At 65.2% G+C, this 23,083-nt stretch carries 22 protein-coding genes; 21 read left to right on the top strand and 1 reads right to left on the bottom strand.

The window, feature by feature from the left end; all coding sequences use genetic code 11:
- Window positions 1–2: 2 nt before the first annotated feature.
- The 13 genes from JWR89_RS21030 (at window position 3) to JWR89_RS20970 (ending at window position 14,987) form a co-directional block, all read left to right on the top strand.
- A complete protein-coding gene (locus JWR89_RS21030) occupies window positions 3–956 on the top strand; it encodes an ABC transporter permease (RefSeq protein ID WP_299719758.1) in 954 nt (317 codons plus the stop codon).
- The gene (locus JWR89_RS21025) at window positions 956–2,803 is read left to right on the top strand and encodes a dipeptide/oligopeptide/nickel ABC transporter permease/ATP-binding protein (protein WP_299719756.1); all 1,848 of its coding nucleotides are present in this window, start codon (window positions 956–958) and stop codon (window positions 2,801–2,803) included. Before JWR89_RS21030 ends, JWR89_RS21025 begins: the two co-directional genes overlap by 1 nt.
- A complete protein-coding gene (locus JWR89_RS21020; RefSeq protein ID WP_299719754.1) occupies window positions 2,800–3,759 on the top strand; it encodes an oligopeptide/dipeptide ABC transporter ATP-binding protein in 960 nt (319 codons plus the stop codon). Before JWR89_RS21025 ends, JWR89_RS21020 begins: the two co-directional genes overlap by 4 nt.
- The gene (locus tag JWR89_RS21015) at window positions 3,753–4,448 is read left to right on the top strand and encodes an SDR family NAD(P)-dependent oxidoreductase (RefSeq protein ID WP_299719752.1); all 696 of its coding nucleotides are present in this window, start codon (window positions 3,753–3,755) and stop codon (window positions 4,446–4,448) included. Before JWR89_RS21020 ends, JWR89_RS21015 begins: the two co-directional genes overlap by 7 nt.
- 184 nt (window positions 4,449–4,632) lie before the next feature.
- The gene (locus JWR89_RS21010; RefSeq protein ID WP_299719750.1) at window positions 4,633–5,391 is read left to right on the top strand and encodes a helix-turn-helix domain-containing protein; all 759 of its coding nucleotides are present in this window, start codon (window positions 4,633–4,635) and stop codon (window positions 5,389–5,391) included.
- A gap of 235 nt (window positions 5,392–5,626) precedes the next feature.
- Window positions 5,627–6,568 (top strand): ABC transporter permease, encoded by a 942-nt coding sequence (locus JWR89_RS21005; RefSeq protein WP_299719748.1) that lies wholly within the window; start codon window positions 5,627–5,629, stop codon window positions 6,566–6,568.
- Entirely contained in the window at window positions 6,565–7,446 is an 882-nt protein-coding gene (locus JWR89_RS21000) for an ABC transporter permease (RefSeq protein WP_299719745.1), read from the top strand. The genes JWR89_RS21005 and JWR89_RS21000 overlap by 4 nt, the downstream gene beginning before the upstream one ends.
- On the top strand, window positions 7,446–9,218 hold the full coding sequence (locus JWR89_RS20995) for an ABC transporter ATP-binding protein (RefSeq protein WP_299719778.1): 1,773 nt from the start codon (window positions 7,446–7,448) through the stop codon (window positions 9,216–9,218). The genes JWR89_RS21000 and JWR89_RS20995 overlap by 1 nt, the downstream gene beginning before the upstream one ends.
- Window positions 9,219–9,247: 29 nt before the next feature.
- The gene (locus JWR89_RS20990; RefSeq protein WP_299719743.1) at window positions 9,248–10,606 is read left to right on the top strand and encodes an MmgE/PrpD family protein; all 1,359 of its coding nucleotides are present in this window, start codon (window positions 9,248–9,250) and stop codon (window positions 10,604–10,606) included.
- A complete protein-coding gene (locus tag JWR89_RS20985) occupies window positions 10,603–12,168 on the top strand; it encodes an ABC transporter substrate-binding protein (protein ID WP_299719741.1) in 1,566 nt (521 codons plus the stop codon). The genes JWR89_RS20990 and JWR89_RS20985 overlap by 4 nt, the downstream gene beginning before the upstream one ends.
- 40 nt (window positions 12,169–12,208) lie before the next feature.
- The gene (locus tag JWR89_RS20980) at window positions 12,209–12,484 is read left to right on the top strand and encodes a (2Fe-2S)-binding protein (RefSeq protein WP_299719738.1); all 276 of its coding nucleotides are present in this window, start codon (window positions 12,209–12,211) and stop codon (window positions 12,482–12,484) included.
- Between the two features lie 53 nt (window positions 12,485–12,537).
- A complete protein-coding gene (locus JWR89_RS20975) occupies window positions 12,538–13,863 on the top strand; it encodes an NAD(P)/FAD-dependent oxidoreductase (protein WP_366143003.1) in 1,326 nt (441 codons plus the stop codon).
- Complete coding sequence (locus tag JWR89_RS20970; protein WP_299719734.1) at window positions 13,860–14,987, top strand: FAD-binding oxidoreductase; 1,128 nt, start codon at window positions 13,860–13,862, stop codon at window positions 14,985–14,987. Before JWR89_RS20975 ends, JWR89_RS20970 begins: the two co-directional genes overlap by 4 nt.
- Before the next feature lie 71 nt (window positions 14,988–15,058).
- On the opposite strand, the gene JWR89_RS20965 is transcribed toward JWR89_RS20970, so the two are convergent.
- The gene (locus JWR89_RS20965; protein WP_299719732.1) at window positions 15,059–15,976 is read right to left on the bottom strand and encodes a LysR substrate-binding domain-containing protein; all 918 of its coding nucleotides are present in this window, start codon (window positions 15,974–15,976) and stop codon (window positions 15,059–15,061) included.
- Between the two features lie 177 nt (window positions 15,977–16,153).
- Between JWR89_RS20965 and JWR89_RS20960 the strand changes: the two genes are divergently transcribed.
- From JWR89_RS20960 to JWR89_RS20925, 8 genes are all read left to right on the top strand, one after another.
- Window positions 16,154–17,188 (top strand): ABC transporter substrate-binding protein, encoded by a 1,035-nt coding sequence (locus JWR89_RS20960; protein WP_299719730.1) that lies wholly within the window; start codon window positions 16,154–16,156, stop codon window positions 17,186–17,188.
- A gap of 75 nt (window positions 17,189–17,263) precedes the next feature.
- Window positions 17,264–18,307, top strand: coding sequence for an ABC transporter ATP-binding protein (locus JWR89_RS20955; protein WP_299719728.1), 1,044 nt, complete (start codon window positions 17,264–17,266; stop codon window positions 18,305–18,307).
- Entirely contained in the window at window positions 18,304–19,209 is a 906-nt protein-coding gene (locus tag JWR89_RS20950) for an ABC transporter permease (RefSeq protein WP_299719726.1), read from the top strand. The genes JWR89_RS20955 and JWR89_RS20950 overlap by 4 nt, the downstream gene beginning before the upstream one ends.
- Window positions 19,206–20,012, top strand: a complete 807-nt coding sequence (locus tag JWR89_RS20945; RefSeq protein WP_299719724.1) for an ABC transporter permease — start codon at window positions 19,206–19,208, stop codon at window positions 20,010–20,012. Before JWR89_RS20950 ends, JWR89_RS20945 begins: the two co-directional genes overlap by 4 nt.
- An 8-nt stretch (window positions 20,013–20,020) precedes the next feature.
- Window positions 20,021–21,160, top strand: coding sequence for an FAD-dependent oxidoreductase (locus tag JWR89_RS20940; protein WP_299719722.1), 1,140 nt, complete (start codon window positions 20,021–20,023; stop codon window positions 21,158–21,160).
- Window positions 21,161–21,206: 46 nt separating this feature from the next.
- Window positions 21,207–21,503 (top strand): (2Fe-2S)-binding protein, encoded by a 297-nt coding sequence (locus JWR89_RS20935; protein WP_299719776.1) that lies wholly within the window; start codon window positions 21,207–21,209, stop codon window positions 21,501–21,503.
- Complete coding sequence (locus tag JWR89_RS20930) at window positions 21,500–22,918, top strand: FAD-dependent oxidoreductase (protein ID WP_299719720.1); 1,419 nt, start codon at window positions 21,500–21,502, stop codon at window positions 22,916–22,918. The genes JWR89_RS20935 and JWR89_RS20930 overlap by 4 nt, the downstream gene beginning before the upstream one ends.
- Window positions 22,915–23,083, top strand: a 169-nt coding sequence (locus JWR89_RS20925) for an FAD-dependent oxidoreductase (RefSeq protein ID WP_299719774.1), incomplete at its 3' end; no start/stop codon positions are given. The genes JWR89_RS20930 and JWR89_RS20925, both read left to right, overlap by 4 nt.

Below are 23,083 nucleotides of genomic sequence, written 5' to 3'. Positions count from 1 at the left end.
GGATGCTGGGGTTTGCCGCGCGGAGGCTGGCGGCCTCGCTCGTCCTGGTCTGGGTGGTGGCTTCGCTGGTGTTCCTCGTGATCCACCTGATCCCCGGTGATCCGGCCGAACTGCTGCTGTCGCAGGGCGGCGTGGCGCCTGATCCGGCGTCGGTGGCCGACCTGCGCGCGCATCTCGGCCTCGACCGTCCGCTGGGCGCGCAATACCTGACCTATCTGAATGGCCTTCTGCATTTCGATTTCGGCACCTCGCTGCAGGACGAGCATCCGGTCGCGGAGGATATCGTGCTGCGGCTGCCGCGTACGCTCGAACTTGTCGGCGTGGCCGGGCTGCTGGCGGTCGTGATCGGGTTGCCGCTGGGCGTGATGGCGGCGCTGCGCTCCGGCCAGCTGGTCGACCGCATTCTGTCCAATCTGGCAGGACTGGCATTGTCGGTGCCGGTGTTCGTGGTGGGCACCTTGCTGGTCCTGGTGCTGGCGCAGAAGCTGCACTGGGTCCCGGCCGGAGGCTTTGTCGCGCTGTCCGTCAACCCGCTGCGGCATTTTGGTTTGCTGATGATGCCGGCGGGCACCATTGCGCTGGGTCTCGCGGCGGTGGTGTTCCGTGTCACCCGCGGCGCGGCGCTGGAGGTGCTGGAGCGAGACCACGTGCGTGCGGCGCAGGCGCGCGGCGCTTCGCCCGCCGTCATCATCCGTCGCCACGTGGTACGCAATGCGGCGACCTCAGTCATTACAGTGGTGGGGCTGCATCTCGGCGCGCTGCTCGGCGGCACGGTGCTGGTGGAATACGTGTTCAACTGGCCCGGCCTCTCCGGCTATCTCGTGCTCGCGGTTGAGGCGCGGGACTATCCGGCGGTGCTGGCCATCGTGCTGGTGATCTCGGCGCTGTTCGTGCTGCTCAACCTAATCGTCGAGCTGTTGTACGGCGTGATCGATCCGCGCGTGAGGCGCGCCTGATGCGCGGGCAGAGGCTTTTGCTGCCGGGCGTGCTGGTGGGCGGCATGCTGCTCGTCGCACTGGCGGGACCGTTGCTGCCGATCGCTGATCCGGTGCGCCAGGACGTCGCCGGACGGTTGACGCTGTCCAGCGCTGCGCATTGGCTCGGGCAGGACGAGTTCGGGCGGGATGTGCTGTCACGGCTGATCATCGGGGCACGGGTATCGCTGTCGATTGCCGTGGTATCGACCGTGCTGGGCGCTGTGGTCGGGACGCTGCTTGGCATCATCGGCGGTTATTTCCGGGGGCTGGCCGAGATGGTCACCATGCGCACGGCCGAGATCGTGCTGTGCTTTCCCCCGCTGCTGCTGGCGCTGCTGGTGGTGACCTTGCTGGGGCCGGGGGCTGCAACGCTGATCCTGTGTCTGGCCATCGTTTTCACACCGGCCTTCGCGCGCGTCGCCTATGCGGCGACGTTGTCGGTGCGGTCGCTGGATTACGTTACGGCGCAAGTGGCGCTGGGCAAGCCGGCGGCGCTGATTCTGTGGCGCACCTTGCTGCCGAATATCGCGCCGCCGCTGATCGTCCAGCTCTCGCTGACCGTGGCCGCGGCATTGCTGCTGGAAAGCGGCCTGAGCTTTCTCGGCCTTGGGGTGGTGCCGCCGGCGCCCTCCTGGGGTCTGATGATCCGCGGCGCGCGCACTACCATGGAGCACGCGCCGCTCTTGCTGCTGTGGCCGTGCCTGGCGCTGACTGGCGCGGTGCTGGCGCTGAACCTGCTGTGCGACCGGCTGCGCGAGGTGCTCGATCCGCGCGGTAGTGGCAGCGGGCGGCCGGGCTTTCTTCGGATATTTCCCACGCTGCGGACGCCATCACCGAACAGTGCGGCGCCAGCAGGTCTGCTCGCCGTGCGCGGCCTGACGCTGGAGATCGCGGGGCCGCATGGCCCGGTCGCAGTGGTGCGCGACGTCAGCCTGACATTGGCGGCCGGCGAGACGCTGGCGCTGGTGGGTGAAAGCGGCTCGGGCAAGACGCTGACGGCGCTGACGGCCATCGGACTGCTGCCATCGACGGTGCGCGTCGTCGCCGGCGAGATTCTCTACACCGATCGCCAGGGCGTGGCGCGCGATCTGCTGCGGCTGCCGGAGAAGGATCTGCGGCGCCTGCGCGGGAAGGATCTCGCCATGATCTTCCAGGATCCGTCGAGCAGCCTGAACCCGCTGCTGCGCGTCGGCGCGCATCTGGAGGAAACGCTGCGCGCGCATCACGCGACGGGATCGCTGGGGGCGCGGGTGGTGGAGTTGCTGCGGCAGGTCGGGCTGCCCGACCCGCCGCGCTCCGCGCAGCTTTATCCGCATGAACTGTCCGGCGGTCAGCGCCAGCGGGTGATGATTGCCGCCGCCGTGGCCAACCATCCGCGCCTGCTGCTGGCGGACGAGCCGACGACGGCGCTGGACGTAACCGTGCAGGCGCAGATCCTCGAACTGCTGGCTGGTCTCAAGCAGGCCGAAGGCGGGCTTGGGATGCTGTTCGTGACGCACAACCTTGCAGTCGTGGCCCGCATCTCCGACCGGGTCGCAGTGATGTATGCGGGCGAGCTGGTCGAAGAAGGACCGGTGGCCGTCGTGTTCGCCCAGCCGCGCCATCCCTATACTGCGGCACTGATCGCCAGCACGCCCGAAGGCGACGCCGAACGGCTGACGGCGATTCCCGGCACCGTGCCGCAGTCCTGGGCGATGCCGCCGGGCTGCCGCTTTGCCCCGCGATGCTCGATGGCATTGCCGATCTGCGACGACGGTCCACCGCCAGTGGCCATGCCTGCGCCGGGAAGGAGCACCAGATGCCTGCGCTGGAAGGAAATGGCATGAAAGCGGTCACGCCGCTGGTGCGCGCCCACGGCCTGACCCGCGGTTTCGGCGGCCGGGGCGGCCTGTTCCGCAAGGCGCCGCCGGTGCTGGCGGTACGCGGCGTGGATCTGGAGATCCATCGCGGCGAGGTGTTGGGCGTGGTCGGGGAATCCGGCTGCGGCAAGAGCACGCTCGGCAGGCTGTTGCTTCGGTTGATGCCGCCGACCGAGGGGAATGTACTGTTCGACGGCGACGACCTCGCCAAGGTGTCACGGTCGCAACTGCGGACGATGCGGCGTCGCATGCAGATGGTGTTCCAGGATCCGTTCGGCAGCCTCGATCCGCGCCGCAGCGTCGGCGCACAGATCGCCGACGGGCTGGATCATGCCGATCCCGAACGCATCGCCGAACTGCTGCAGCAGGTCGGGCTCGATCCCGCCCAGGCGAAGCGGCTTCCGCACGAATTCTCAGGCGGACAGCGCCAGCGTCTGGCTATCGCGCGCGCGCTGGCGCCGAAGCCGGATTTCATCGTGGCGGACGAGCCGGTATCGGCGCTGGACGTGTCGATCCAGGCGCAGATCGTCAACCTGCTCGCCGATCTTCGCAGTGACCTGGGCCTGGCACTCTTGTTCATCAGCCATGACCTGCATGTGGTCAAACATCTCTGCGACCGGGTGCTGGTGATGTATCTCGGCCGCGTGGTGGAGCAGGGACCCGCGGCGGCGATCTTTGCCGCGCCGGCGCATCCCTATACGCGCGCGCTGCTGGCGGCGACGCCGTCGATCTGGCATGCGAACGCTGGGACCGCTTTGCAGGGCGAGTTGCCGAGCGTCGCACATCCGCCGTCGGGCTGCGTGTTTCGCACCCGCTGTCCGGAGGCGCGGGCGCGCTGCGCCGAGACGGTGCCGGTGCTGGAGATGGTGGCGCCCGGGCAGCAGATCGCCTGCGTGCGGGCCAAGGAGATTGTTGCATGCTGAGCCCTGCAGGTCGTGTCGTGATGATATCAGGCGCCGCGCGCGGCATCGGTCGCGCGGTGCTAGAGCGGCTGCTGGCGGTCGGGTGTTTCGTGAGTGCCGGCGTGCGCGATCCGTCGAAGCTGCCGGCGCATCCGGGGCTGATGCCTGCGCGTTACGAAGCGTCGAGCGCTGACAGCGCCGCCGACTGGGTCGCGGCGACGGTGGCACGCCACGGGCGGATCGATGCGCTGGTCAATGCCGCCGGCGTCAATCCGCGCGGAGCGATGCTCGACGCCGACGAGGCGCCGTTCGATCGGATGTGGGATATCAACGCCAAGGGGCCAATGCGCGCCATTCGCGCCGCCTGGCCGCATCTGGTCGCGTCCGGCGCGGGGCGCGTCATCAACGTCGCGTCCCTGTCGGGCAAGCGCGTACGCAATGACAATCTCGGTTACGCCATGAGCAAGTTCGCCGTGATGGCGCTCACGCAGGAGGTGCGCCGGCTCGGCTGGGAGCACGGCATCCGCGCCACCGCGCTGTGCCCCGGCTTCGTCGACACCGATATGACCGCGCATGTGACCAAGCTCCCGCGCAGCGAGATGACGCGGCCCGAGGATCTGGCCGCTCTTGTCGAGGCGGTCCTGCATCTGCCGAACACCGCTTCTGTGGCCGAACTCCTGGTGAACTGCCGCCACGAGGACACGCTGTGAAACTGCCGCACGTCCGCAATGCCACCGCCGGTTTTGCAACGACGACGACCCGTCAACTGCACAAACCTGGTAGGCGATCCGCAGTCGCCTGTTGGACACTTGAGCTCTAACCTCTCTGAATTAGCGAAATTCCGATATTTGATATAAAAATATCAATATCTTTGCGAAACCGCGGAATTTCGAAATGACCACCCTTAAGCGACCCGCGACGTCGTCCAATGCCGAGCGGACACTTGATATCATGTTGGCGCTCGGGGAAGTTGGTCCGGAAGGTCTGAGCCTCGCCGATATTGCGGAGCGGGTCGGCAGCGCGAAGTCTGCGACGCATCGCTCGCTGGCTGCGATGATCGCGAAGGGATTTGCCGAACCGACGGGTCGTTATGGGCACTACAGGCTTGGTGTGGCCGTGCCGATGCTGGCGCGCCGCCAGGAAAGGTTCGAGCCTCAGGTCCAGAAATTTCGCGCGGGCATGACCGAGTTTGCCCGCCGGACCGGCTTCACCGTTTACCTGCTCGTGCAGTCCGGAACGGACGCGATCTGCGCCGAGATGATCAGTCGCGCTTCGCGTCAGGAGTTTACCATGGGCCTGGGCACGCGCGTCCCGATGGGCGTCGGGGCAGGCAGTTTGGCGCTGATGTCGCTGTTGTCGGACAGTGCAATCGATCAGATCGTGGACGCCAATGCTGATCGATATCTGAAGCATCCGTCAGTGCGCCCGGTGAACCGTGACATCATTCTCGGGCAGGTGATTGACGCCAAGGGGCGTGGCTACGCCGTCAATCGAGGTTTCTTTTTCTATGGCGAAGGAGGTGTTGGCCTTCCGCGTCCCGCTGCCGAACACTATGAGGTCGACATGGCGGTCTCATTCAATGCGCCGCTCGATCTGATGAGCGAGGACTGGACAGATTCCCAGGTACGCCAACTGCGCGATTGTTTGAAGTAGCAGAAACGACCGCCTCTCCAAGCCTATCAAACCCGCTAAATTCCGATTATTGGAACAAAATTTCTCTTTATATCCTAATTAAAGGAATTTATTTGACAGGTCCTCGCTCGTCCGCTCTCTTGATGCAACGAGAAGGACGAATGGTAGTGCGAAGGTGCAGATCATCGCCGATGTCCCCGGTCAACGAAGCCACGCTTGGCCTCGAACGTGCAAGACCAACAAGGGGACAAGCTGAATGGTGTCATTCCTGGCGAAGAGACTTGGCTTTGCGGTTATCACGCTTTTCTGCGTGCTGACGCTGGTGTTTCTGCTGGTGAGGATTCTTCCCGGCGATCCCGCCCTGGTCATTCTTGGCGATCAGGCGAGTCCGGAAAGCCTGATGGCGCTGCGTCAGCGGCTTGGGCTGGATCAGCCGCTGCCGGTTCAGTACGCCCGCTTCCTCATGCAATCCGTCCAAGGCGATCTCGGCAGGTCCATGATCAGCGGCCGGCCGGTGATGGACGAGATTCTCACCGTGCTGCCCTATACGCTCGAGCTGACCATGGCGGCCCTGTTGCTGGGGGCGTTGCTCGGCGTGCCGGCCGGGGTGTGGGCAGCGGTCAAGCGCGGCCGGACCCCCGACTACATACTACGGTTCCTGTCGCTGGTGGGTCTGTCCCTGCCGGCCTTCGTGGCCGCCATCGTGCTGCTGATGGTATTCGCTATTCAATTGCGCTGGTTTCCCGTCATCAGCGCCGGCGGCGCCAATACGTTGGCCGAACGGCTGCGGCAGATGGCGTTGCCGACGCTGGCGCTGGCGCTGATCATGATGGCGTACATCACGCGGGTGACGCGCTCCGCCATGCTGGAAGTTCTCAGTCAGGATTTCATCCGGACTGCCCGCGCCAAGGGCGCATCGCCATCGCGGGTGATCTGGAATCACGCGCTCGGTAACTGTCTGATTCCGATCACCACTGTCGTCGGACTGTATCTCGGCATTCTGATCGGAAATTCCGTCCTCACCGAAATTGTCTTCTCGCGCCCCGGGCTCGGTAAGCTGATCCTGTCCGCTTTGACGCAACGCGACTACACGCTGCTACAGGGCATGATCGTCATCTACACACTGATGGTGGTGGTCGTGAATCTCCTGACCGACCTCACCTACGGATTTCTCGACCCGCGGGTGAAGTACAAATGAGCGGCATCATCTCCGAATCCCCGACCTCTGCGCACCCCCGGAACGGGATGCGGTCGTTCCTGTCACGGTTGAATTTCTCCACCCAGGCCGGGCTCGCCGTTCTGCTTCTGCTTGTTCTTGCCGCTATCTTTGCGCCGCAACTGGCAACGCATGCGCCGTCGCAGCAAAGTCTCATCAACCAACTCGCGCCTCCCGGCGGAAAGTACCTGCTGGGGGCCGATCAATTCGGCCGCGACATCTGGTCGAGGCTGCTTTACGGCGCGCGCTATTCGCTCATCATCGGTTTCTCCGCCATCACGATTGCGCTGGTGCTGGGATCTTTCATTGGCATGGTCGCTGGTTATCGCGGCGGTGCGATCGACATCGTCCTGATGCAGATGATGGATGTGATCCTGGCCTTCCCGTCGTTGATCCTCGGGCTGGCGCTGGTGGCGCTGATGGGGGCGACGGTCACCAATATCGTGATTGCGATCGCTTTTACCGCGACGCCGGCGTTCGCGCGGATCGCGCGGGCAGCCGTCATGGCGCAGCGCGACCGCGAATACGTCCAGGCCTGTCATGCCATGGGATTTTCCGGTGCGCGCGTCCTGTTCCGTCATATCCTTCCGGCGATCCTCCCTGAAATAATGGTGATGGCATCGCTGTGGATGGCGACGGCGGTGCGCACCGAAGCGTCGCTGGCCTTCATCGGCCTCGGGCTCGCGCCGCCGACGCCCACATGGGGCGGCATGGTGCGCGAGGGGTTCGAGAACATCCTGAGTTCGTTTCACCTCGCGCTGTTTCCGAGCATGGCGATCCTGCTCCTTGTCCTCGCATTCAACCTGATCGGCGACGGTCTGCGCGACGCCATCGATCCTCGCATGAAGGACGTCTCGTGATGGAAGGGCAGCGCATTCTGTCTGTCAGCGGTCTGACTGTCGCTTTTGGATCAACCACGGTTGTGCACGATCTGAGCTTCGACATCGCTTCCGGCGGCACGCTGGCCATCGTTGGCGGTTCGGGGTCCGGCAAGAGCGTCACCTCGCTGGCCATCATGGGCCTGCTGCAGGAGGGCGTCGGCCGTGCCAGCGGCTCCATCAGGCTCGGCGATCAGGAACTGCTGACGCTGAACGAAGCGGCGATGCGTCGCGTGCGCGGCGGCAAGATCAGCATGATCTTCCAGGAGCCGATGACCTCGCTGAACCCGGTCCAGCGCATCGGCGACCAGATCGGCGAAGCGATCCGGATCCATCGCGGTCTCCGCGGCGCCGCTCTCCGTAAGGCTGTGCTCGAAATGCTGCGCAAGGTCCGCATTCCCGATCCCGAGCAGCGGATAGACAACTATCCCCACATGTTCTCCGGCGGCATGCGCCAGCGGGTCATGATCGCGATGGCGCTGGCGTGCGATCCCGTCCTCATTATCGCCGATGAGCCCACCACCGCGCTCGACGTCACGGTGCAGGCCCAAACATTGCAGCTTCTGAAGGATCTGCAGCGCGACACCGGCACGGCGCTGCTGTTGATCACGCATGATATGGGAGTCGTCGCCGAGGTGGCGGATCATGTGCTGGTGATGCGCCGCGGTCGTGAGATCGAGCGCGGCACCGTCCACGAGGTGTTCTCGAACCCACGCGACGGTTACACGCGAACTTTGATCGAGGCAGCGCCGAGCCTCGTCGGAAAATGGCGCGGCCGTCCTGCGGCCGGGCAGGCGGTGGATGTCGTCCCTCTATCCTTTCGCGGCGAGGCCGCGGTGCTGGAAGTTCGCGATCTCTCGGTGCGCTTCCCGTCGTACGGCGGTCTGCTCGGCCGCCTGAAAGGGGAGGTCCGCGCGGTCGACCACGTCTCGTTCGCGATCGGCCAAGGCGAAACGCTTGGCCTCGTCGGCGAGTCGGGTTCGGGCAAGTCGACCATCGGAAAGGCGATCATCAACCTCGTGCCCGGACACTCCGGCGGGGTGACCGTCGCCGGGCGGGAGGTGGACTACGGAAATCCGGCAAGTCTCGGCGCCCTGCGTCGCGACGTTCAGATGATCTTCCAGGATCCGTTCGGGTCGCTCGATAGCCGGCAGACCATCGGATCGGCGATCATCGAGCCCATGCGCGTCCACGGGCTTGCCTCGGGCAAGGCGGCCGTTTCACGGATGGAAATGCTGCTTGAGCGGGTGGGCCTCGAACCGTCGCGTGCCGGGAGCCTGCCGCACGAATTTTCCGGCGGGCAACGCCAGCGCATCTGTATTGCCCGGGCGCTCGCCATGTCCCCCAAACTCATCATTGCCGACGAAGCGGTTTCGGCGCTCGACGTGGCAGTCAAGGCCCAGATCCTGGACCTGATGGTCGACCTGCAGAAGGAATTCGGCGTGTCCTATCTGTTCATCAGCCACGACATGGCAGCGATCGAGCGGATCTGCGACCGCATCGCGGTGATGTACTTTGGCGAAATCGTCGAGATTGGCGACCGCGACGATGTCATCGGCCGTCCCGGCCACGACTACACACAGCGGCTGCTGGCGGCGATTCCGATCACTCATCCCGATCAACGCGGTCTCCGCCCGCCGCCGGCCAACAACAGCGTGCCGCCGCGCAGTCCGCTGCGGCCGGTCGACTATCAGTCGCCGCCAACACGCTGGGACATGATGGCCGCCGGCCATTTCATCCGCCGCGCCGGTTAGCTCTCTCGCCACGACGCTGGAAACAGGCCATGCACGCGATCGACCAACTTGCCGCCTTCGCCGCCGATCATCCTGAGGGGGGTCTGCCGGCGCAAGCGCGGGAGGCGTGCGCGCTGCTTGTGACCGACCTTGTCGGAGCCACTTCGGCCGGCCTTGAATCGAAGCTCGCCAAGGCTGCCCGGTTCGCCGCCGAACAGATCTATGGGCCCGGCCGGGCCGGCGTCTGGCTGACCGGCACGATGCTCAGTGTCAGCGGGACGGCGATGGCCAATGCGGCCGCGGCCAGTGCGCTCGACATTGATGACGGGCACCGCGGTGCCGCCGGCCATCCCGGCGCCGGGATCATCCCTGCCGTGCTCGCGGTGGGCCAGGCATTTGACGCGCCCGACGAGCGGATCTTTGACGCGATCGCGCTTGGATACGATTTCGCCCTGCGGGTCGCGACATCCCGCCCGACGGCGACGATCGATACCTACAGCAGCGGCCGGTGGGTGAGTTACGGAGTCGCCGCCGCGACCGGACGATTGCTTGGACTGGACGCGCCCGCACTCGCGCATGCGATGGCGATCGCCGGCGCCGAGGGACCGATCAGTTTCCCTTCGGGCAGCTCGAAATATCAGGGAAGCACGGTCAAGGAAGCCATCCCGCCGGCCGTCGTGGCCGGGTTGACAGCGGCGTTTCGCGCCAAGGCGGGCGCGACCGGCCCGCGCGATCTGCTGGACGATGACGCTCGCTTCATCCGCTCCGTCCTGACCGGCGGGCTCGGCGAGCGCTGGTGGCTGCAGGACTGCTATCTGAAGCCTTATGCGTGCTGTCGCTACATGCACGCGGCGATCGACGCCATTTTGGCGCTGCGCCAGCCCGGCAAGCCGATCGTCAGCCTGCGCATCGAGACGTTTTCGCGCGGCCTGCGCCTCGGTAACGAGCGGGCGCCGCACACACTCGAGGAAGCGCAATACAGCTATTATTTCAGCTGTGCGCTGGCGGCGCTCCGCGGCGCCGCGGCGCTGCAGCCGATGGACCCGGCACGGTTGCGCGATCCGGAAGTTCTCGCGCTTGCCGGTCGCATCGAACTCGCCGCGCATGAGGACTTTGCCGAATCGTTTCCCGGCGGCACGCCGTGCCGGGTAATCCTGGATCAGGGCGCGGGGCCGGAGAGGCTGACAGTCCTCCACCCGCTCGGGGACGTCGCCAATCCGATGAACAGGAGCATGGTGACAGAGAAGTTTCGCCACCTCGGTGCAGCGAATATCGATCCGGAGTGGCAGGACGAGATCCTCGCCGCGCTCGAAGGACTGACCACCAAGGGCTTCAGGCCGTTGTTTGCCGCGCTGGGCGCTCGGCCTTCGGTTCAACGTCTCACTGCAACGGGGAAGATCGCACGATGACAAAGTCGATATTGACGAAGACGACATTGGTTGCGGCTGTTCTCGCTGCCGTTGCTTTTGCTCCGGTGCCGGCACGTGCCGCCAAGACCGAGCTGACGCTCGGTGCCGCTTCCGCCGATATCGGCAATCTCGATCCTCACTTTGCGGCAAGCACCTCGGACCGCACCCTGGTGGCGTGGATCTTCGGCGCGCTGGTCCGCTTCGCGCCAGGCTCGACCGATCCGGCCAGTATCGGGCCTGACTTGGCCGAGAGCTGGAACGCGAGCGATGATGGGCTGGTGTGGACCTTCAAGCTCCGCCCCGGCGTGCAGTGGCATAGCGGTTACGGCGAGGTCACGGCAGACGATGTCGTGTTCAGTCTCGACAAGTCCCGCGACCCCAAGCGATCGGCCTTCTCCGGCGATTACGCCGCCGTTGCAAAGGTCGAGGCGATCGATCCGCTCACGGTCCGCATCACGTTCTCGAGCCGGGTGCCCAGCGTGCTGGGTCTGCTCGCCAACTACGCCGGCGGGTTCCTCGTTTCGAAGAAGGCCTATGAAGAGCGCGGCGCGAGCTTCAGCCGCAACCCGATCGGCTTCGGGCCGTTCCAGGTGCAGTCGATCGCGCCGGGCACGGCGGCAAACTTTATTGCAAACGAAGGCTACTTCCGCGGCAAGCCGAAGCTCACCAAAATCACCTATCGCTTTCTGAGCAATACCGCCGCACGCGATCTGGCCTTCCTTGCGGGCGAGGTGGACGCTGCCGGAGGGCTCACCGACAAGCGCTGGCTGCAGCGGACGCTGGCCCAACCGGGCACGGCGGTCGATAGCTTCGATCCGGCCGAGCTGGCGATGCTGCACATCAACGTGACCAAGCCGCCGTTTGATGATCTCCGGGTGCGTCAGGCGCTGGCCTATGCAGTCGATGGCGCCCAGATCGCGGACTTTCGCGGGCCACGCTTCAGCCGCGCCGGCAAATCGGCCGTTCCGTCCAACAACCTCGGCTTCACCGACAAGGCCGGCGCGCTTCCGCACGATCCGGCGAAGGCCAAGGCTTTGCTGGCCGAAGCGGGCTATCCAAAAGGTATCACCGTCACCATGCTTTCCAGCCAGCTGCCGAGTCTCGAAACAATCGCACAGATCCTGCAGTCGCAACTCGCGGAGGCGGGCATCACACTCAATCTGCAGCCGGTAGAGCACGCCGCCTGGCAGCAGATGATCCGCAAGGACCTCAGTGCGCTTGTCCTTTATGGCGCCGCGCGCTTCCCGGTGCCGGATTACTATCTGACGCAGTTCTTTCATTCGCGCAGCATCGTCGGCAAACCCACCGCGGCGACCAACTTCAGCCATTGCGACGTGGCCGACAAGCAAATCGAGGCGGCGCGCGTCGAGGTCGATTCACAAAAACAGATTGCGTTCTGGCAGGACGCCCAGAAGACGATCATCGGCCAGGTCTGCGCCATCCCCCTGACAGAAACCAGGGACGTCTGGGCCCGCAAGGAGAAGCTGCAATGGGGCTTCAAATTCGAAGGCTCGATGTCTCTCGGGCCGCTGCTGACCGAGCAGACCTACTTCGCGGATTAGATTCTTTGCACAGCGAGATGAGCCGGCCCGAGGATACGCTATGAAACTGCAACGCGTGCGCGATGCCAACCGCCCCGGCATCGCGCTCACACTCGATGGTGCCGAGATCGCGGCCCAGCAGGGCGACACGCTGCTGACGGCATTGCTCGCTGGTGGCGCAGGGAGCTTGCGGCGCAGCGAGTTTGGGGATGGCGATCGCGCCGGCTTCTGCCTGATGGGCGCCTGCCAGGATTGCTGGGTGTCGGTGGCCGGCGTCGGGCGCGTGCGCGCCTGCGCGACCCAGGCATCGCAAGGCATGAAAGTGACGCGCGGATGAGGATCGCAGTGATAGGCGCCGGGCCTGCGGGCGTGCGTGCAGTGGAGACGCTGGTGGCAGCTGGCCATCGTCCGGTGTGGATCGACGAAGCGCGGGAAGGCGGCGGGCGGATCTATCAGCGACCGCCGCAGTCGCTGCGGCGCGACGCCCGGATGCTGTACGGCTTCGAGGCGCGCAAGGCCGAGGGTGTTCACGCGACGTTCGAGCGTCTGGCTCCGGTCGTGGATTGGCGGCCGGAAACTTTGGTCTGGCACATCCGCCCGCAGGCGCGGCGGCTCAGCACACAACATCAGGGGCGCACGCAAGCCACGGTGGACTACGACGCCGCCATTCTCTGCACCGGCGCAATGGACCGGGTGGTGCCAGTGCCGGGCTGGACGCTGCCCGGCGTGACGACCATGGGGGCGGCGCAGATCGCGCTGAAGACACAGGGCTGCAGCATCGGCGCCCGCGTGGCCTTCGTCGGTACCGGACCGCTGCTGTATCTGGTGGCGTATCAATACGCGAAGGCCGGCGTGACGGTCGCGGCGGTGGTGGACACCACGCCGTTCGCCACCAAGTTCGCAGCGGCACCGGGGTTGCTGCGCGGCGGCGCCACCTTTGTCAAAGGTATCTACTACATTGGCTGGCTGCGGGCGCATGGCGTGCGCGTCGTCGAGGGCGCCACGCCGGTTGCCATCAACGGCACTACGGACGTTCAGGGATTGCGCTGGCGCGGATCGGACGGCCGTGAAGATCTCGTGGCGTGTGACGCGGTGGGCATGGGCTGGGGGCTGAAACCGGAGGCGCAGCTCGCCGATCTCGCCGGCGTGCCGTTTCGCTTCGAGCCTTTACAGCACAGCTGGATTCCCGAGTGCGACACGTCCGGCCGGACTCCGGTCGAAGGGCATTATCTGGCGGGTGACGGCGCGGCAATCGGCGGTGCCGACGTGGCGGAGCTGGCTGGCGCGCGTGCCGCCCTGGCGCTGTTGCAGGATGCCGGTCAGAGCGTCGATGCTGTGCGGGTCGCAGCACTGGATCGTGCGTTGGCGGGGCAACAGCGGTTTCGCATTGCCCTGGAACGGGCCTTTCCCTATCCGGCGGCGCTGGCAGCGTCGGTGGCCGATGAGACGCTGCTGTGCCGCTGCGAAGGGTTGACGGCGGGTGAGCTGCGCGCGGCGGCCCGAGAAGATCACGACGTCGGGCCTGCGCCGGAAATGAATCGTGCCAAGGCATTTACCCGTGTCGGCATGGGGCGCTGCCAGGGGCGCGTGTGTGGCCCGGCCGCGGCAGAGGTGCTGGCAGCCAGTCTGGGGCGGGACGTCGCCTCGATCGGACGATTGCGGGGCCAGTCGCCGGTGAAGCCGATGCCGATGCTTGTCCCGGAGGCAACGCCATGAGCGAAACATGCGATGCCCTCGTTCTCGGCGGCGGCGGGGCCGGCTGTTCGGCGGCGCTGCATCTGGCGAAGCGCGGGCTGCGGGTCATCCTGCTGGAGCGCGGGCTGGTTGGTGGCCAGGCCTCCGGGGTGAACTACGGCGGCGTGCGCCAGCAGGGCCGCCATGCGGCCGAACTGCCGATCGCGCGCCGGTCGCGGGAGATGTGGGGCCGGATGCGCGAGATCGCCGGCACCGACGCGGAGTTCACCGTCACAACCCATCTCAAGCTGGCACGGAACGCGGAGGAGGAGGCCGAGCTCGTTGCCTATCTCGATATCGCACGCGATTACGGCCTGTCGCTACGCATGGTGGGAAGCAATTCGATTCATCTGGAATATCCTTGGCTAAGCAACTCCGTCGTCGCCGGGTCGCTGTCGCCGGAAGACGGATCGGCCAACCCGCGACTGCTGGCGCCGGCGCTGGCGCATGCGGCGCGAGCGGCCGGAGCGGTGATCTGCGAGGGCACAAGGATAGTCGAACTCTCTTACGCCGGCGGGATGTTCCTGCTGCGCGCCGAAGACGGGCGCGAATTCCAGGCGCCGCTGCTGCTCAATGTCGCCGGCTTCTGGGGCGGCGCAGTTGCAGAGGCGTTCGGCGAGAAAGCGCCAGTCGCGCCGATGAGTCCCAACATGATGGTGACGGAGCCGTTGCCGTACTTCATCACGCCCAATATCGGCGTGGTCGGCGGCAACGTCTATCTGCGACAGATCCCGCGCGGCAATGTCATCATCGGCGGCGGCCATGGCGAGTCGGATCCGTCGAAGCCATGGTCGCGGGCTCTGCCGGAGGTTTCGCTGCAGACCCAGGCGCATGCGGTGGCGCTCGTGCCGGAGTTGGCGGGCGCGCATGTCATCCGTAGCTGGTCGGGCATCGACGGCGTGACCCCGGACCACCTTCCGGTGATCGGGCCGAGCCGGACAACGCCGGGGCTGTTCCACGCCTTCGGATTCTCCGGCGCGGGCTTCCAGTTGGGTCCGGCGATCGGCGCCATCATGACCGAGCTGATGGTGGATCACGCCACCGACGTGCCGCTCGACGCATTTCGCATCGACCGCTTTCAGACCGCAGCCGGAGACACGCCATGAAGGTCACCCGCGCGCAGATCCACCTTGCGCGTTCGACCGGCGCACGCCGTTGATCTTGCGGTCCGCCGCCATCAATTTTGGGCGAAGGGCCGTCCACTTCGTTCGACCAAGGCCCGACGCATGACCTCCACCAAATCCAGAGCAACAGGTGACGGGCTGCGCTGCGGCGGGAAAACGGCGGCGAACTCGAAATCGATGCGCGGCATGAAACTACGCACGACGATGCCCCGCCCCTCGAACTCGCGCGCCGTAAAGGGATCGCAGATAGCTACGCCGAGCCCGGACGACACCATCCCGCACATGATCTCCGACAGGCTCGTCTCCACCCGCAGGACGCGGCGGACATCATCGCGGTTGAAAATCTGGTCAATCAGATGGCGGCTGGTCGACCCCGCCGAGAGCGATACGAAAGTCTCGCCCTCGAAATCGCGCGGCTCCAGCATAGCCTTGGCCGCCAATCGATGGCCATCTGGCAGGATCGCAACGCGCGGGAGCGCCGGCAGTCGCATGCACGTAAGGCCGGAATGAGCGATCGGGATCTCGGCGAAACCGATGTCGCACTGGTTGTTCAGCACCCAGTCGATCACGATCGGCGAGATGACGCCGAAAAACGACAGGTTGAGGTTCGGTCTTTCTTCCAGGAATTTTCCAGCCAGCCTTGGGAGGTAGCCATTGGATAGCGCCGGCAGGGCGGCTATCCGCAACGTCCCGGTCCGGCGGCTACGGATCTCCTCGGCGGCGGCGTTGATGCGTTCCAGGCCGACGAAGGACCGTTCGACTTCCATATACAGCGCGGTCGCGGCTGCCGTCGGCACGAGGCCGGTGCCGCGCCTCTCAAACAGTCCCATCTTGAGCAGCGCCTGGAAGTCGCGCAGCAGCCGGCTCACAGCCGGTTGCGTCACCGCCATTAGCTTTGCGGCTTCGGTGACGCTGCCTGTCAGCATCATCGCGCGGAATGCTTCGACCTGACGGGAATTGATCCGAGCCATACGCTATTCCATCCATAACATTCCGGCATGAAGACGGTGCCATTATTCATTGGACGGCGAAAGCGTGAATTGCGATCTTTTTCATCAGGGTTGGAGAAAGCTTATTTCTTAAGCAAATCCAACCAGAGGCGGTACGTCCCGTGTGTCACCTGCAAACGGCATTGGAGATCGGTCCTTATGAAGCATCTCGGCTTTCTGACAGCGGTCTGCATCGCAGCGCTCGCCTTGGCACCGTCGGCGGCTTCGGCCCAGCAGAAGACTTTCTTCGTGGCGGGTTATGGCGGCTCGTTTGAGAAGACGATCCGCGACGACGTCATCCCGGCCTTTGAGAAGGCCCATGGCGTCAAGGTCGAATACGTCGCCGGCAATTCGACAGACACGCTTGCCAAGTTGCAGGCTCAGAAGGGCAACCAGCAGATCGACGTGGCCATCGTCGATGACGGTCCGATGTATCAGGCCATCCAGCTCGGCTTTTGCGGCAAGATCGAAGGTCTGCCTGCCGATCTCTACGAAGCCGCCCGGTATAAGGATAACCACGCGGTGGGCATTGGCCTGGTCGCAACCGGCCTGATGTACAACACCAAGGTCTTCGCCGAGAAAGGCTGGGCGCCTCCGACCTCGTGGAATGATCTCAAGGATCCGAAGTACAAGAACCAGTTGGTGATCCCGCCGATCAACAACACCTACGGTCTGTACGCATTGCTGATGCTGGCCAGGATGAACGGCGGCAGCGAAGCCAATGTTGATGCCGGCTTCAGGATATTCAAGAACGACGTCAATCCGAATGTCCTGGCCTACGAACCGTCGCCGGGCAAGATGACGGAGCTGTTTCAGTCCGGCCAGGCGGTGCTGGCCGTATGGGGCTCGGGCCGGGTCCAGAGTTTCGCCAATACGGGCTTCCCCGTAGACTTTGTCTATCCCAAGGAAGGTGCGGCTACGCTGGTAACGAGCGCCTGTGCGATCACCAAGCCCAACGCGTCGCCGCTCGCCTCGGCCTTCATCAAGTCGCTGCTCGAGCCGAACATGCAGCTGTTGATGCTGAAGGAATATGGCTACGGCCCGGTGCTGAAATCGGTCGTCGTCCCGTCCGACCTCGGCAAGATGGCGCCGATCGCTGACCGCGCGGCAAAACTTTATACGGCCGACTGGACCATCATCAACGACAAGCGCGAGGAGTGGACCAAGCGCTGGAATCGCGAGGTCGAGCGCTGATCCCGGCGGCCGGCGCCGCGCGTCACTGCAAGCCCGGTATCGATCCCTGCCACCGCAGTATCTGGAAGCCTCAACATGCCCTTTCTCGAACTCGACCGTCTCGGGAAACAATTCGGCGCGCAAACTGTCGTCGATGAATTCAGTCTCGCGGTCGCCAAGGGCGAGTTCATCTCCTTCCTTGGTCCTTCTGGCTGCGGAAAAACCACGACGCTGCAGATGATCGCCGGCTTTCTCGATCCGTCGTGCGGGGCCATCCGGCTCGAGGGGCGTGAACTGACCGCGGTGCAGCCGGCGAAGCGTGGCCTCGGCATCGTGTTCCAGAGCTATGCCCTGTTCCCGCATATGACCGCGGCCGAGAACGTCTCCTTTGGCCTTGAGATGCGACGCGTGCCGCGGGCCGAGCGCGTGGAGCGCGTCCGTTCCGCGCTGACCATGGTCGGGCTCGCCGGCTATGAAGATCGCTATCCGAAGCGCATGTCGGGCGGGCAGCAGCAGCGCGTGGCGCTGGCGCGCGCGCTGGTGATCCGGCCGAGCGTGCTGCTGCTCGATGAGCCGCTCTCGAACCTCGACGCCAAGTTGCGCGAGGAGATGCAGATCGAGCTGCGCCAGATCCAGCGCAACCTCGGCACCACCACGGTGCTCGTCACCCACGACCAGAACGAGGCGATGTCGCTGTCCGATCGCATCGTGGTCATGAGTCAGGGCCGCATCGAACAGATAGGCACGCCGCAGGAGACTTATGAGCGGCCGGCTTCTGCCTTCGTGGCCAGGTTTCTGGGCAGGACCAACGATTTCGCCGCCGCCATCGATCGGACCGTTGCTCCGCCGCGGCTGGTCGCCGGTTCCTGGAGCGCGCCCGCGCCGGCCGGTATCGCCGGTCCTGTGACGATCACCGTCCGCCCGGAGCGGATCGGTTTTGCCGATGCGGGGCTCGCGGCGAGAATCGTCACCCGGATTTTTCAGGGCGATCACTGGCTGTTTCAGTGCGTAAGTGAATGCGGCACAGTCATTGTGATACGCCAGAACGACGGCCAGCCGCAGCCGGTGGAGGGCGACGCTGTCCACCTCGCCTGGCGTGTGGAGGATATGAGCCTGCGTGGCGCCGGGGCGGCCGCATGAGCGGAGCCATCGATACTGCTCCGGTGCACGCCGCCCCGGGAGATTCGAGCCACGCGCGCCCGGCGTGGGCGCTGAGCGCGCCCGCGCTGATGCTGTTCGCCGGCGTCCTGGTGATCCCGCTCGTCATGACGGTGATGCTCTCGTTCCACGACTGGGGGCAGTACAAAGGCATCGAGCCGGTGTTCATCCTGAAGAACTGGCACGAGATCGCGACCGACCCGTATTACGCCGAGATGTTCTGGCGTACCTTCCGCATCGCACTGCTGACGACGCTGATCGCCGCCTTGTTCGGCGCGCCGGAGGCCTACATCCTCAACCGCATGAGCGGACGCTGGAAGAGCCTGTTCCTGCTCCTGATCCTCGGTCCGTTGCTGATCTCCGTGGTGGCACGCACGCTGGGCTGGGCGCTCTTGTTCGGCGGCAACAATGGCCTGATGAACAAGCTCCTGATGTCGCTCGGGCTGATCGGCTCGCCGCTGCGTTTCATGTTTACCGAGACCGGCATGGTGGTCGCGCTCGTTCACGTGATGATGCCGTTTATGGTGATGTCGGTGTGGGCCGCGTTGCAGCGCGTCGATCCGCAGATCGAGAACGCCGCTCTGTCGCTCGGTGCGAGCCCGCTCACGATCATCCGTCGCATCGTCCTGCCACAGATCATGCCGGGCGTGCTGTCGGGCGCGATCATCGTCTTCTCGCTGTCCGCCAGCGCCTTTGCGACGCCTGCGATCATCGGGGGCCGGCGGCTCAAGGTCGCCGCGACGCTCGCCTATGACGAGTTTCTCAATACACTCGACTGGCCGCTTGGTGCGGCCGTGGCGGTGCTGCTGCTGGTGGCGCTGGTGCTGATCGTCGTCGGCAGCAACGCGCTGATCGAACGACGCTATGCCGAGGTGTTCCGATGAGGACCAACGGCCCGCTCGCGCTCATCTTCCATACGATTTTTGTGGTCTTCATGCTGGCGCCGATCGTGGTGGTCTGCCTCGTCGCCTTCACGCCGGAGGGCTACCTGTCGTTGCCGACCAACGGTTTTTCACTGCGCTGGTTCAGGGCGATCGCGAACTATCCGGAATTCGTCCATGCATTCTGGGTGAGCCTCGGGCTGGGTGCGCTGTCCTCGTTCGTGGCGCTGTTGTTCGCGGTGCCCTCGGCCCTGGCCATCGCTCGCTACAGTTTCCGCGGCCGTGACGCCGTCGCCGCGTTGTTTTTGTCGCCGCTGATGATCCCGCATGTCGTGCTGGGCATCGCCTTCCTGCGCTTTTTCACGACGATCGGCATCGGCGGGAGTTTCGCAGGCCTGCTGATCGCTCATGTGGTGGTGGTGTTTCCGTTCGCGCTGCGGCTGACGCTGGCCGCGGCGACCGGCATGGACCGCTCGGTCGAAATGGCGGCGGTCTCGCTCGGTGCCGGTGGTTGGACGCTGTTCCGCCGCGTGACCCTGCCTCTGATCCTTCCGGGCGTCATCAGCGGCTGGGCGCTGGCCTTCATTCAGTCCTTCGACGATCTGACCATGACCGTCTTCCTCGCCGCGCCCGGCACCGAAACGCTGCCCGTTCGCATGTTCCTCTACGTCCAGGACAACATCGATCCGCTGGTGACATCGATCTCGGCCAGCGTGATCGCAATCACCATGACCGCCCTGATCCTGCTCGACCGATTTTACGGGCTCGACCGCGTGCTCGCCGGCAAGAGCGATCCGGAGCGATAGGAGAATCCATGTCAAAAGATTATGACGCCGCCATCGTCGGCGGCGGCCTGCTCGGCTCCGCGATTGCCTGGGGGCTTGGCCGACTCGGCAAGAAGGTGGTCGTCCTTGACGAGGGCGACATCGCCAAGCGCGCCTCGCGGGCGAACTTTGCGCTGATCTGGGTGCAGAGCAAGGGACTGGGCATGCCGGCCTACACCGGCTGGACGGTGCGGGCGACCGAGAGCTGGATTAAACTCGCTGCCGAATTGAAGGATCAGTCAGGACTCGACGTCGCGCTGCAGCAGAACGGCGGCTTCCATCTGACCCTCGGCGAGGATGAGTTTGCGCGGCGCGGTCAGCTCGTCACACGCATGCATAACCAGGTCGGTGCGATCGACTACCGGATGGAGATGCTGTCGGCCTCCGACGTGAAGAAGATGCTCCCGATGATCGGTCCTGAGGTCTCAGGCGGCAGCTTCTGTCCGCTGGACGGGCACGTGAATTCGCTGCGCACCTTTCGCGCCTTCCATACCGGCCTGAAGCTGTTCGGGGTCGACTATTTCCCGGAACGACCGGTGTCGGCCATTGTCCGCACTGGCGGTGAATTCCGGCTCGCGACCGCGCAGGGTGAAATTCGCGCGGCGAAGGTTGTCCTGGCCGCCGGCAATGCAAACCAGACATTGGCGCCAATGGTCGGCCTGTCGGCGCCAATGGGGCCGACTCGCGGACAGATCGTGGTGACCGAGCGGACCATGCCATTTCTCCCGCATCCGCTGACCACGATCCGCCAGACCGATGAGGGGACGGTGATGATCGGCGATAGCAAGGAAGAGCAGCTCGACGATCGCACGTTGAACCATTCTGTCAGCGCGGTGATGGCAGACCGGGCGCAGCGCACGTTTCCGCATCTGGCGCGTCTCAACGTCATCCGGACATGGGCTGGCATCCGCGTGATGCCCAAGGATGGTTTCCCGATCTACGACCAGTCGGAGAGCGAGCCGGGCGCTTTCGTCGCCTGCTGTCATTCCGGCGTGACGCTCGCCTCCAACCACGCCTTCGAAATTGCCCGGATGGTCGCGGCAGGCGCTCTCGACTCCGAACTCGTGGGCGCGTTCTCAGCCCGCCGCTTCGACGCAAACCATGCTGCGACAAGCAGTGGCTACTACTGACAACGATACGGCCCTAATGGGCGAAGGAAGGGTCAAGAGGCATCCCATGTTCAAACGATCCGATCAGGATAGCAGACAATCCGTGCACATCTTCGTGGACGGAGCTGCCATCGAGGCGCGCGAGGGCGATACGGTTTCCGCGGCGCTGCTGGTTTCCGGCCGTGACGTCCGCCGCGCGACCGCGGTGAGCGGCGCGCCACGCTTGCCCTATTGCATGATGGGCGTGTGCTTCGACTGCCTCGTCACCATTGACGGCATCGGCAATCGCCAGGGCTGCCTGGTGCCTGTTGCCGAGGGCATGCAGATCGAGATTCAAAAAGGCAAGCGGGAGATCGGCCGATGAACGCACTTCCCAAGCGCGATGGCTATGACGTCGTGGTGGTCGGAGCCGGACCCGCCGGGCTTGCCGCCGCAGCGACCGCGGCCGAGGCCGGCCTGTCGACGCTGCTGCTCGACGAGAATGCCGGCGCCGGCGGTCAGGTCTGGCGCGCCATCACCTCGACGCCGGTGACGGAACGAGGTCAGCTCGGCGCGGACTACTGGGCGGGCGCAAAACTTGTCGAGGCGGTTCGAGCGAGCGGTGCCGAGATCATCCAGCGCGCAACGGTATGGAGTCTCGATCGCAACCTGGAAGTCGGCGTTTCCGTGGGCGGGGCCTCCGCCTTCGTGGGGGCACGGCGGGTGATCCTCGCGACAGGCGCGTTGGAGCGGCCATTTCCGATCCCGGGCTGGACGTTGCCGGGGGTGATGACCGCCGGCGCAGCACAGACGATGCTGAAGTCGTCGGGCCTCGTGCCGGACGGGCGCACGGTGATCGCCGGCCAGGGACCGCTGTTATGGCTGCTCGCGGCGCAGATCCTGCGGCTCGGCGGTCGCATCGACCGCATCCTCGATACGACCGAACGCCGCAATTATCTGGCCGCACTGCCCCACGCCTTCGCATTCATGACTTCACCCTATTTCGCCAAGGGCCTCGCCATGATCAGGGAGGTGCGGGCGAAAGTACCGGTAGTGTCGGGAGTGACCGAACTCGCAGCCGCCGGCGACGGCCAACTCGCCAGCGTGAGCTATGCGGCCGGCAGCCGCCGCGAGACGATACCCGTCGAGTTGCTTCTGCTGCACCAGGGCGTGGTGCCCAATGTCAATCTCGCCATGGCAGCAGGGATCGAGCATCGCTGGGACGACCTGCAGCTGTGCTGGTCGCCGGTCCTCGATGGCGACGGTAACACGTCGATCGCTGGCATCGCGATTGCCGGCGACGGTGCCGGCATCGGTGGCGCCGCGGTCGCCGTCATCCGCGGCCATATCGCTGCACGGGCTGCGGTCGAGACGCTGACGCCTGCGGCTGCTGCGAAATCCGCGTCTCTGGCAACGTTGAAGGCATCGCTGTCGCAGGCCGAGCGCGGTCGCGCCTTTCTCGACACGCTGTTCCGTCCCGCCCGGCAGTTTCGGATTCCCTCCGGCGACACCATCGTCTGCCGCTGCGAGGAGGTCACGGCCACAGACATTCTCGACGCCGTCGCGATCGGCGCGACCGGTCCCAACCAGCTCAAGGCCTATCGTCGGACCGGCATGGGTCCCTGCCAGGGCCGTCTCTGCGGCCTGACCGTCACCGAGCTGATGGCGCAAGCCCGTGACAAGACTCCCCAGGAAATCGGCTATTACCGGCTGCGCGCGCCGGTGAAGCCGATCACGCTGGCCGAGCTCGCTTCCGTTCCGAAGACGGAGGCCGACGTCCAGGCCGTGGTGCGCGGATGACCAGGCTTGCGGATGCCATCATCGTCGGTGGCGGCATGCACGGATGCTCGACCGCGCTTCACATGTGCCTTGCTGGCATGAAGCCGGTGCTGATCGAGAAGGACTATGCCGGCCGCCACGCCTCGGGCGTGAATGCGGGCGGTGTCCGCCAGCTCGCACGGCATG

The sequence above is a fragment of the Tardiphaga sp. genome (genome assembly GCF_028290785.1).
Taxonomy (GTDB): domain Bacteria; phylum Pseudomonadota; class Alphaproteobacteria; order Rhizobiales; family Xanthobacteraceae; genus Tardiphaga.
This window is presented reverse-complemented; position numbering and strand designations above follow the sequence as displayed.

Excerpts from the sequence above, each read along its gene's own strand:
- JWR89_RS21015 (WP_299719752.1), top strand. The coding sequence starts at position 3,753 with ATGCTGAGCCCTGCAGGTCGTGTCGTGATGATATCAGGCGCCGCGCGC.
- JWR89_RS21025 (WP_299719756.1), top strand. The coding sequence starts at position 956 with ATGCGCGGGCAGAGGCTTTTGCTGCCGGGCGTGCTGGTGGGCGGCATG.
- JWR89_RS20950 (WP_299719726.1), top strand. The coding sequence starts at position 18,304 with ATGAGCGGAGCCATCGATACTGCTCCGGTGCACGCCGCCCCGGGAGAT.
- JWR89_RS20980 (WP_299719738.1), top strand. The coding sequence starts at position 12,209 with ATGAAACTGCAACGCGTGCGCGATGCCAACCGCCCCGGCATCGCGCTC.
- JWR89_RS21000 (WP_299719745.1), top strand. The coding sequence starts at position 6,565 with ATGAGCGGCATCATCTCCGAATCCCCGACCTCTGCGCACCCCCGGAAC.
- JWR89_RS20945 (WP_299719724.1), top strand. The coding sequence starts at position 19,206 with ATGAGGACCAACGGCCCGCTCGCGCTCATCTTCCATACGATTTTTGTG.
- JWR89_RS20935 (WP_299719776.1), top strand. The coding sequence starts at position 21,207 with ATGTTCAAACGATCCGATCAGGATAGCAGACAATCCGTGCACATCTTC.
- JWR89_RS21030 (WP_299719758.1), top strand. The coding sequence starts at position 3 with ATGCTGGGGTTTGCCGCGCGGAGGCTGGCGGCCTCGCTCGTCCTGGTC.
- JWR89_RS20940 (WP_299719722.1), top strand. The coding sequence starts at position 20,021 with ATGTCAAAAGATTATGACGCCGCCATCGTCGGCGGCGGCCTGCTCGGC.
- JWR89_RS20965 (WP_299719732.1), bottom strand. The coding sequence starts at position 15,976 with ATGGCTCGGATCAATTCCCGTCAGGTCGAAGCATTCCGCGCGATGATG.
- JWR89_RS20985 (WP_299719741.1), top strand. The coding sequence starts at position 10,603 with ATGACAAAGTCGATATTGACGAAGACGACATTGGTTGCGGCTGTTCTC.
- JWR89_RS20970 (WP_299719734.1), top strand. The coding sequence starts at position 13,860 with ATGAGCGAAACATGCGATGCCCTCGTTCTCGGCGGCGGCGGGGCCGGC.
- JWR89_RS21005 (WP_299719748.1), top strand. The coding sequence starts at position 5,627 with ATGGTGTCATTCCTGGCGAAGAGACTTGGCTTTGCGGTTATCACGCTT.
- JWR89_RS20995 (WP_299719778.1), top strand. The coding sequence starts at position 7,446 with ATGGAAGGGCAGCGCATTCTGTCTGTCAGCGGTCTGACTGTCGCTTTT.
- JWR89_RS21010 (WP_299719750.1), top strand. The coding sequence starts at position 4,633 with ATGACCACCCTTAAGCGACCCGCGACGTCGTCCAATGCCGAGCGGACA.
- JWR89_RS21020 (WP_299719754.1), top strand. The coding sequence starts at position 2,800 with ATGAAAGCGGTCACGCCGCTGGTGCGCGCCCACGGCCTGACCCGCGGT.
- JWR89_RS20990 (WP_299719743.1), top strand. The coding sequence starts at position 9,248 with ATGCACGCGATCGACCAACTTGCCGCCTTCGCCGCCGATCATCCTGAG.
- JWR89_RS20930 (WP_299719720.1), top strand. The coding sequence starts at position 21,500 with ATGAACGCACTTCCCAAGCGCGATGGCTATGACGTCGTGGTGGTCGGA.
- JWR89_RS20960 (WP_299719730.1), top strand. The coding sequence starts at position 16,154 with ATGAAGCATCTCGGCTTTCTGACAGCGGTCTGCATCGCAGCGCTCGCC.
- JWR89_RS20955 (WP_299719728.1), top strand. The coding sequence starts at position 17,264 with ATGCCCTTTCTCGAACTCGACCGTCTCGGGAAACAATTCGGCGCGCAA.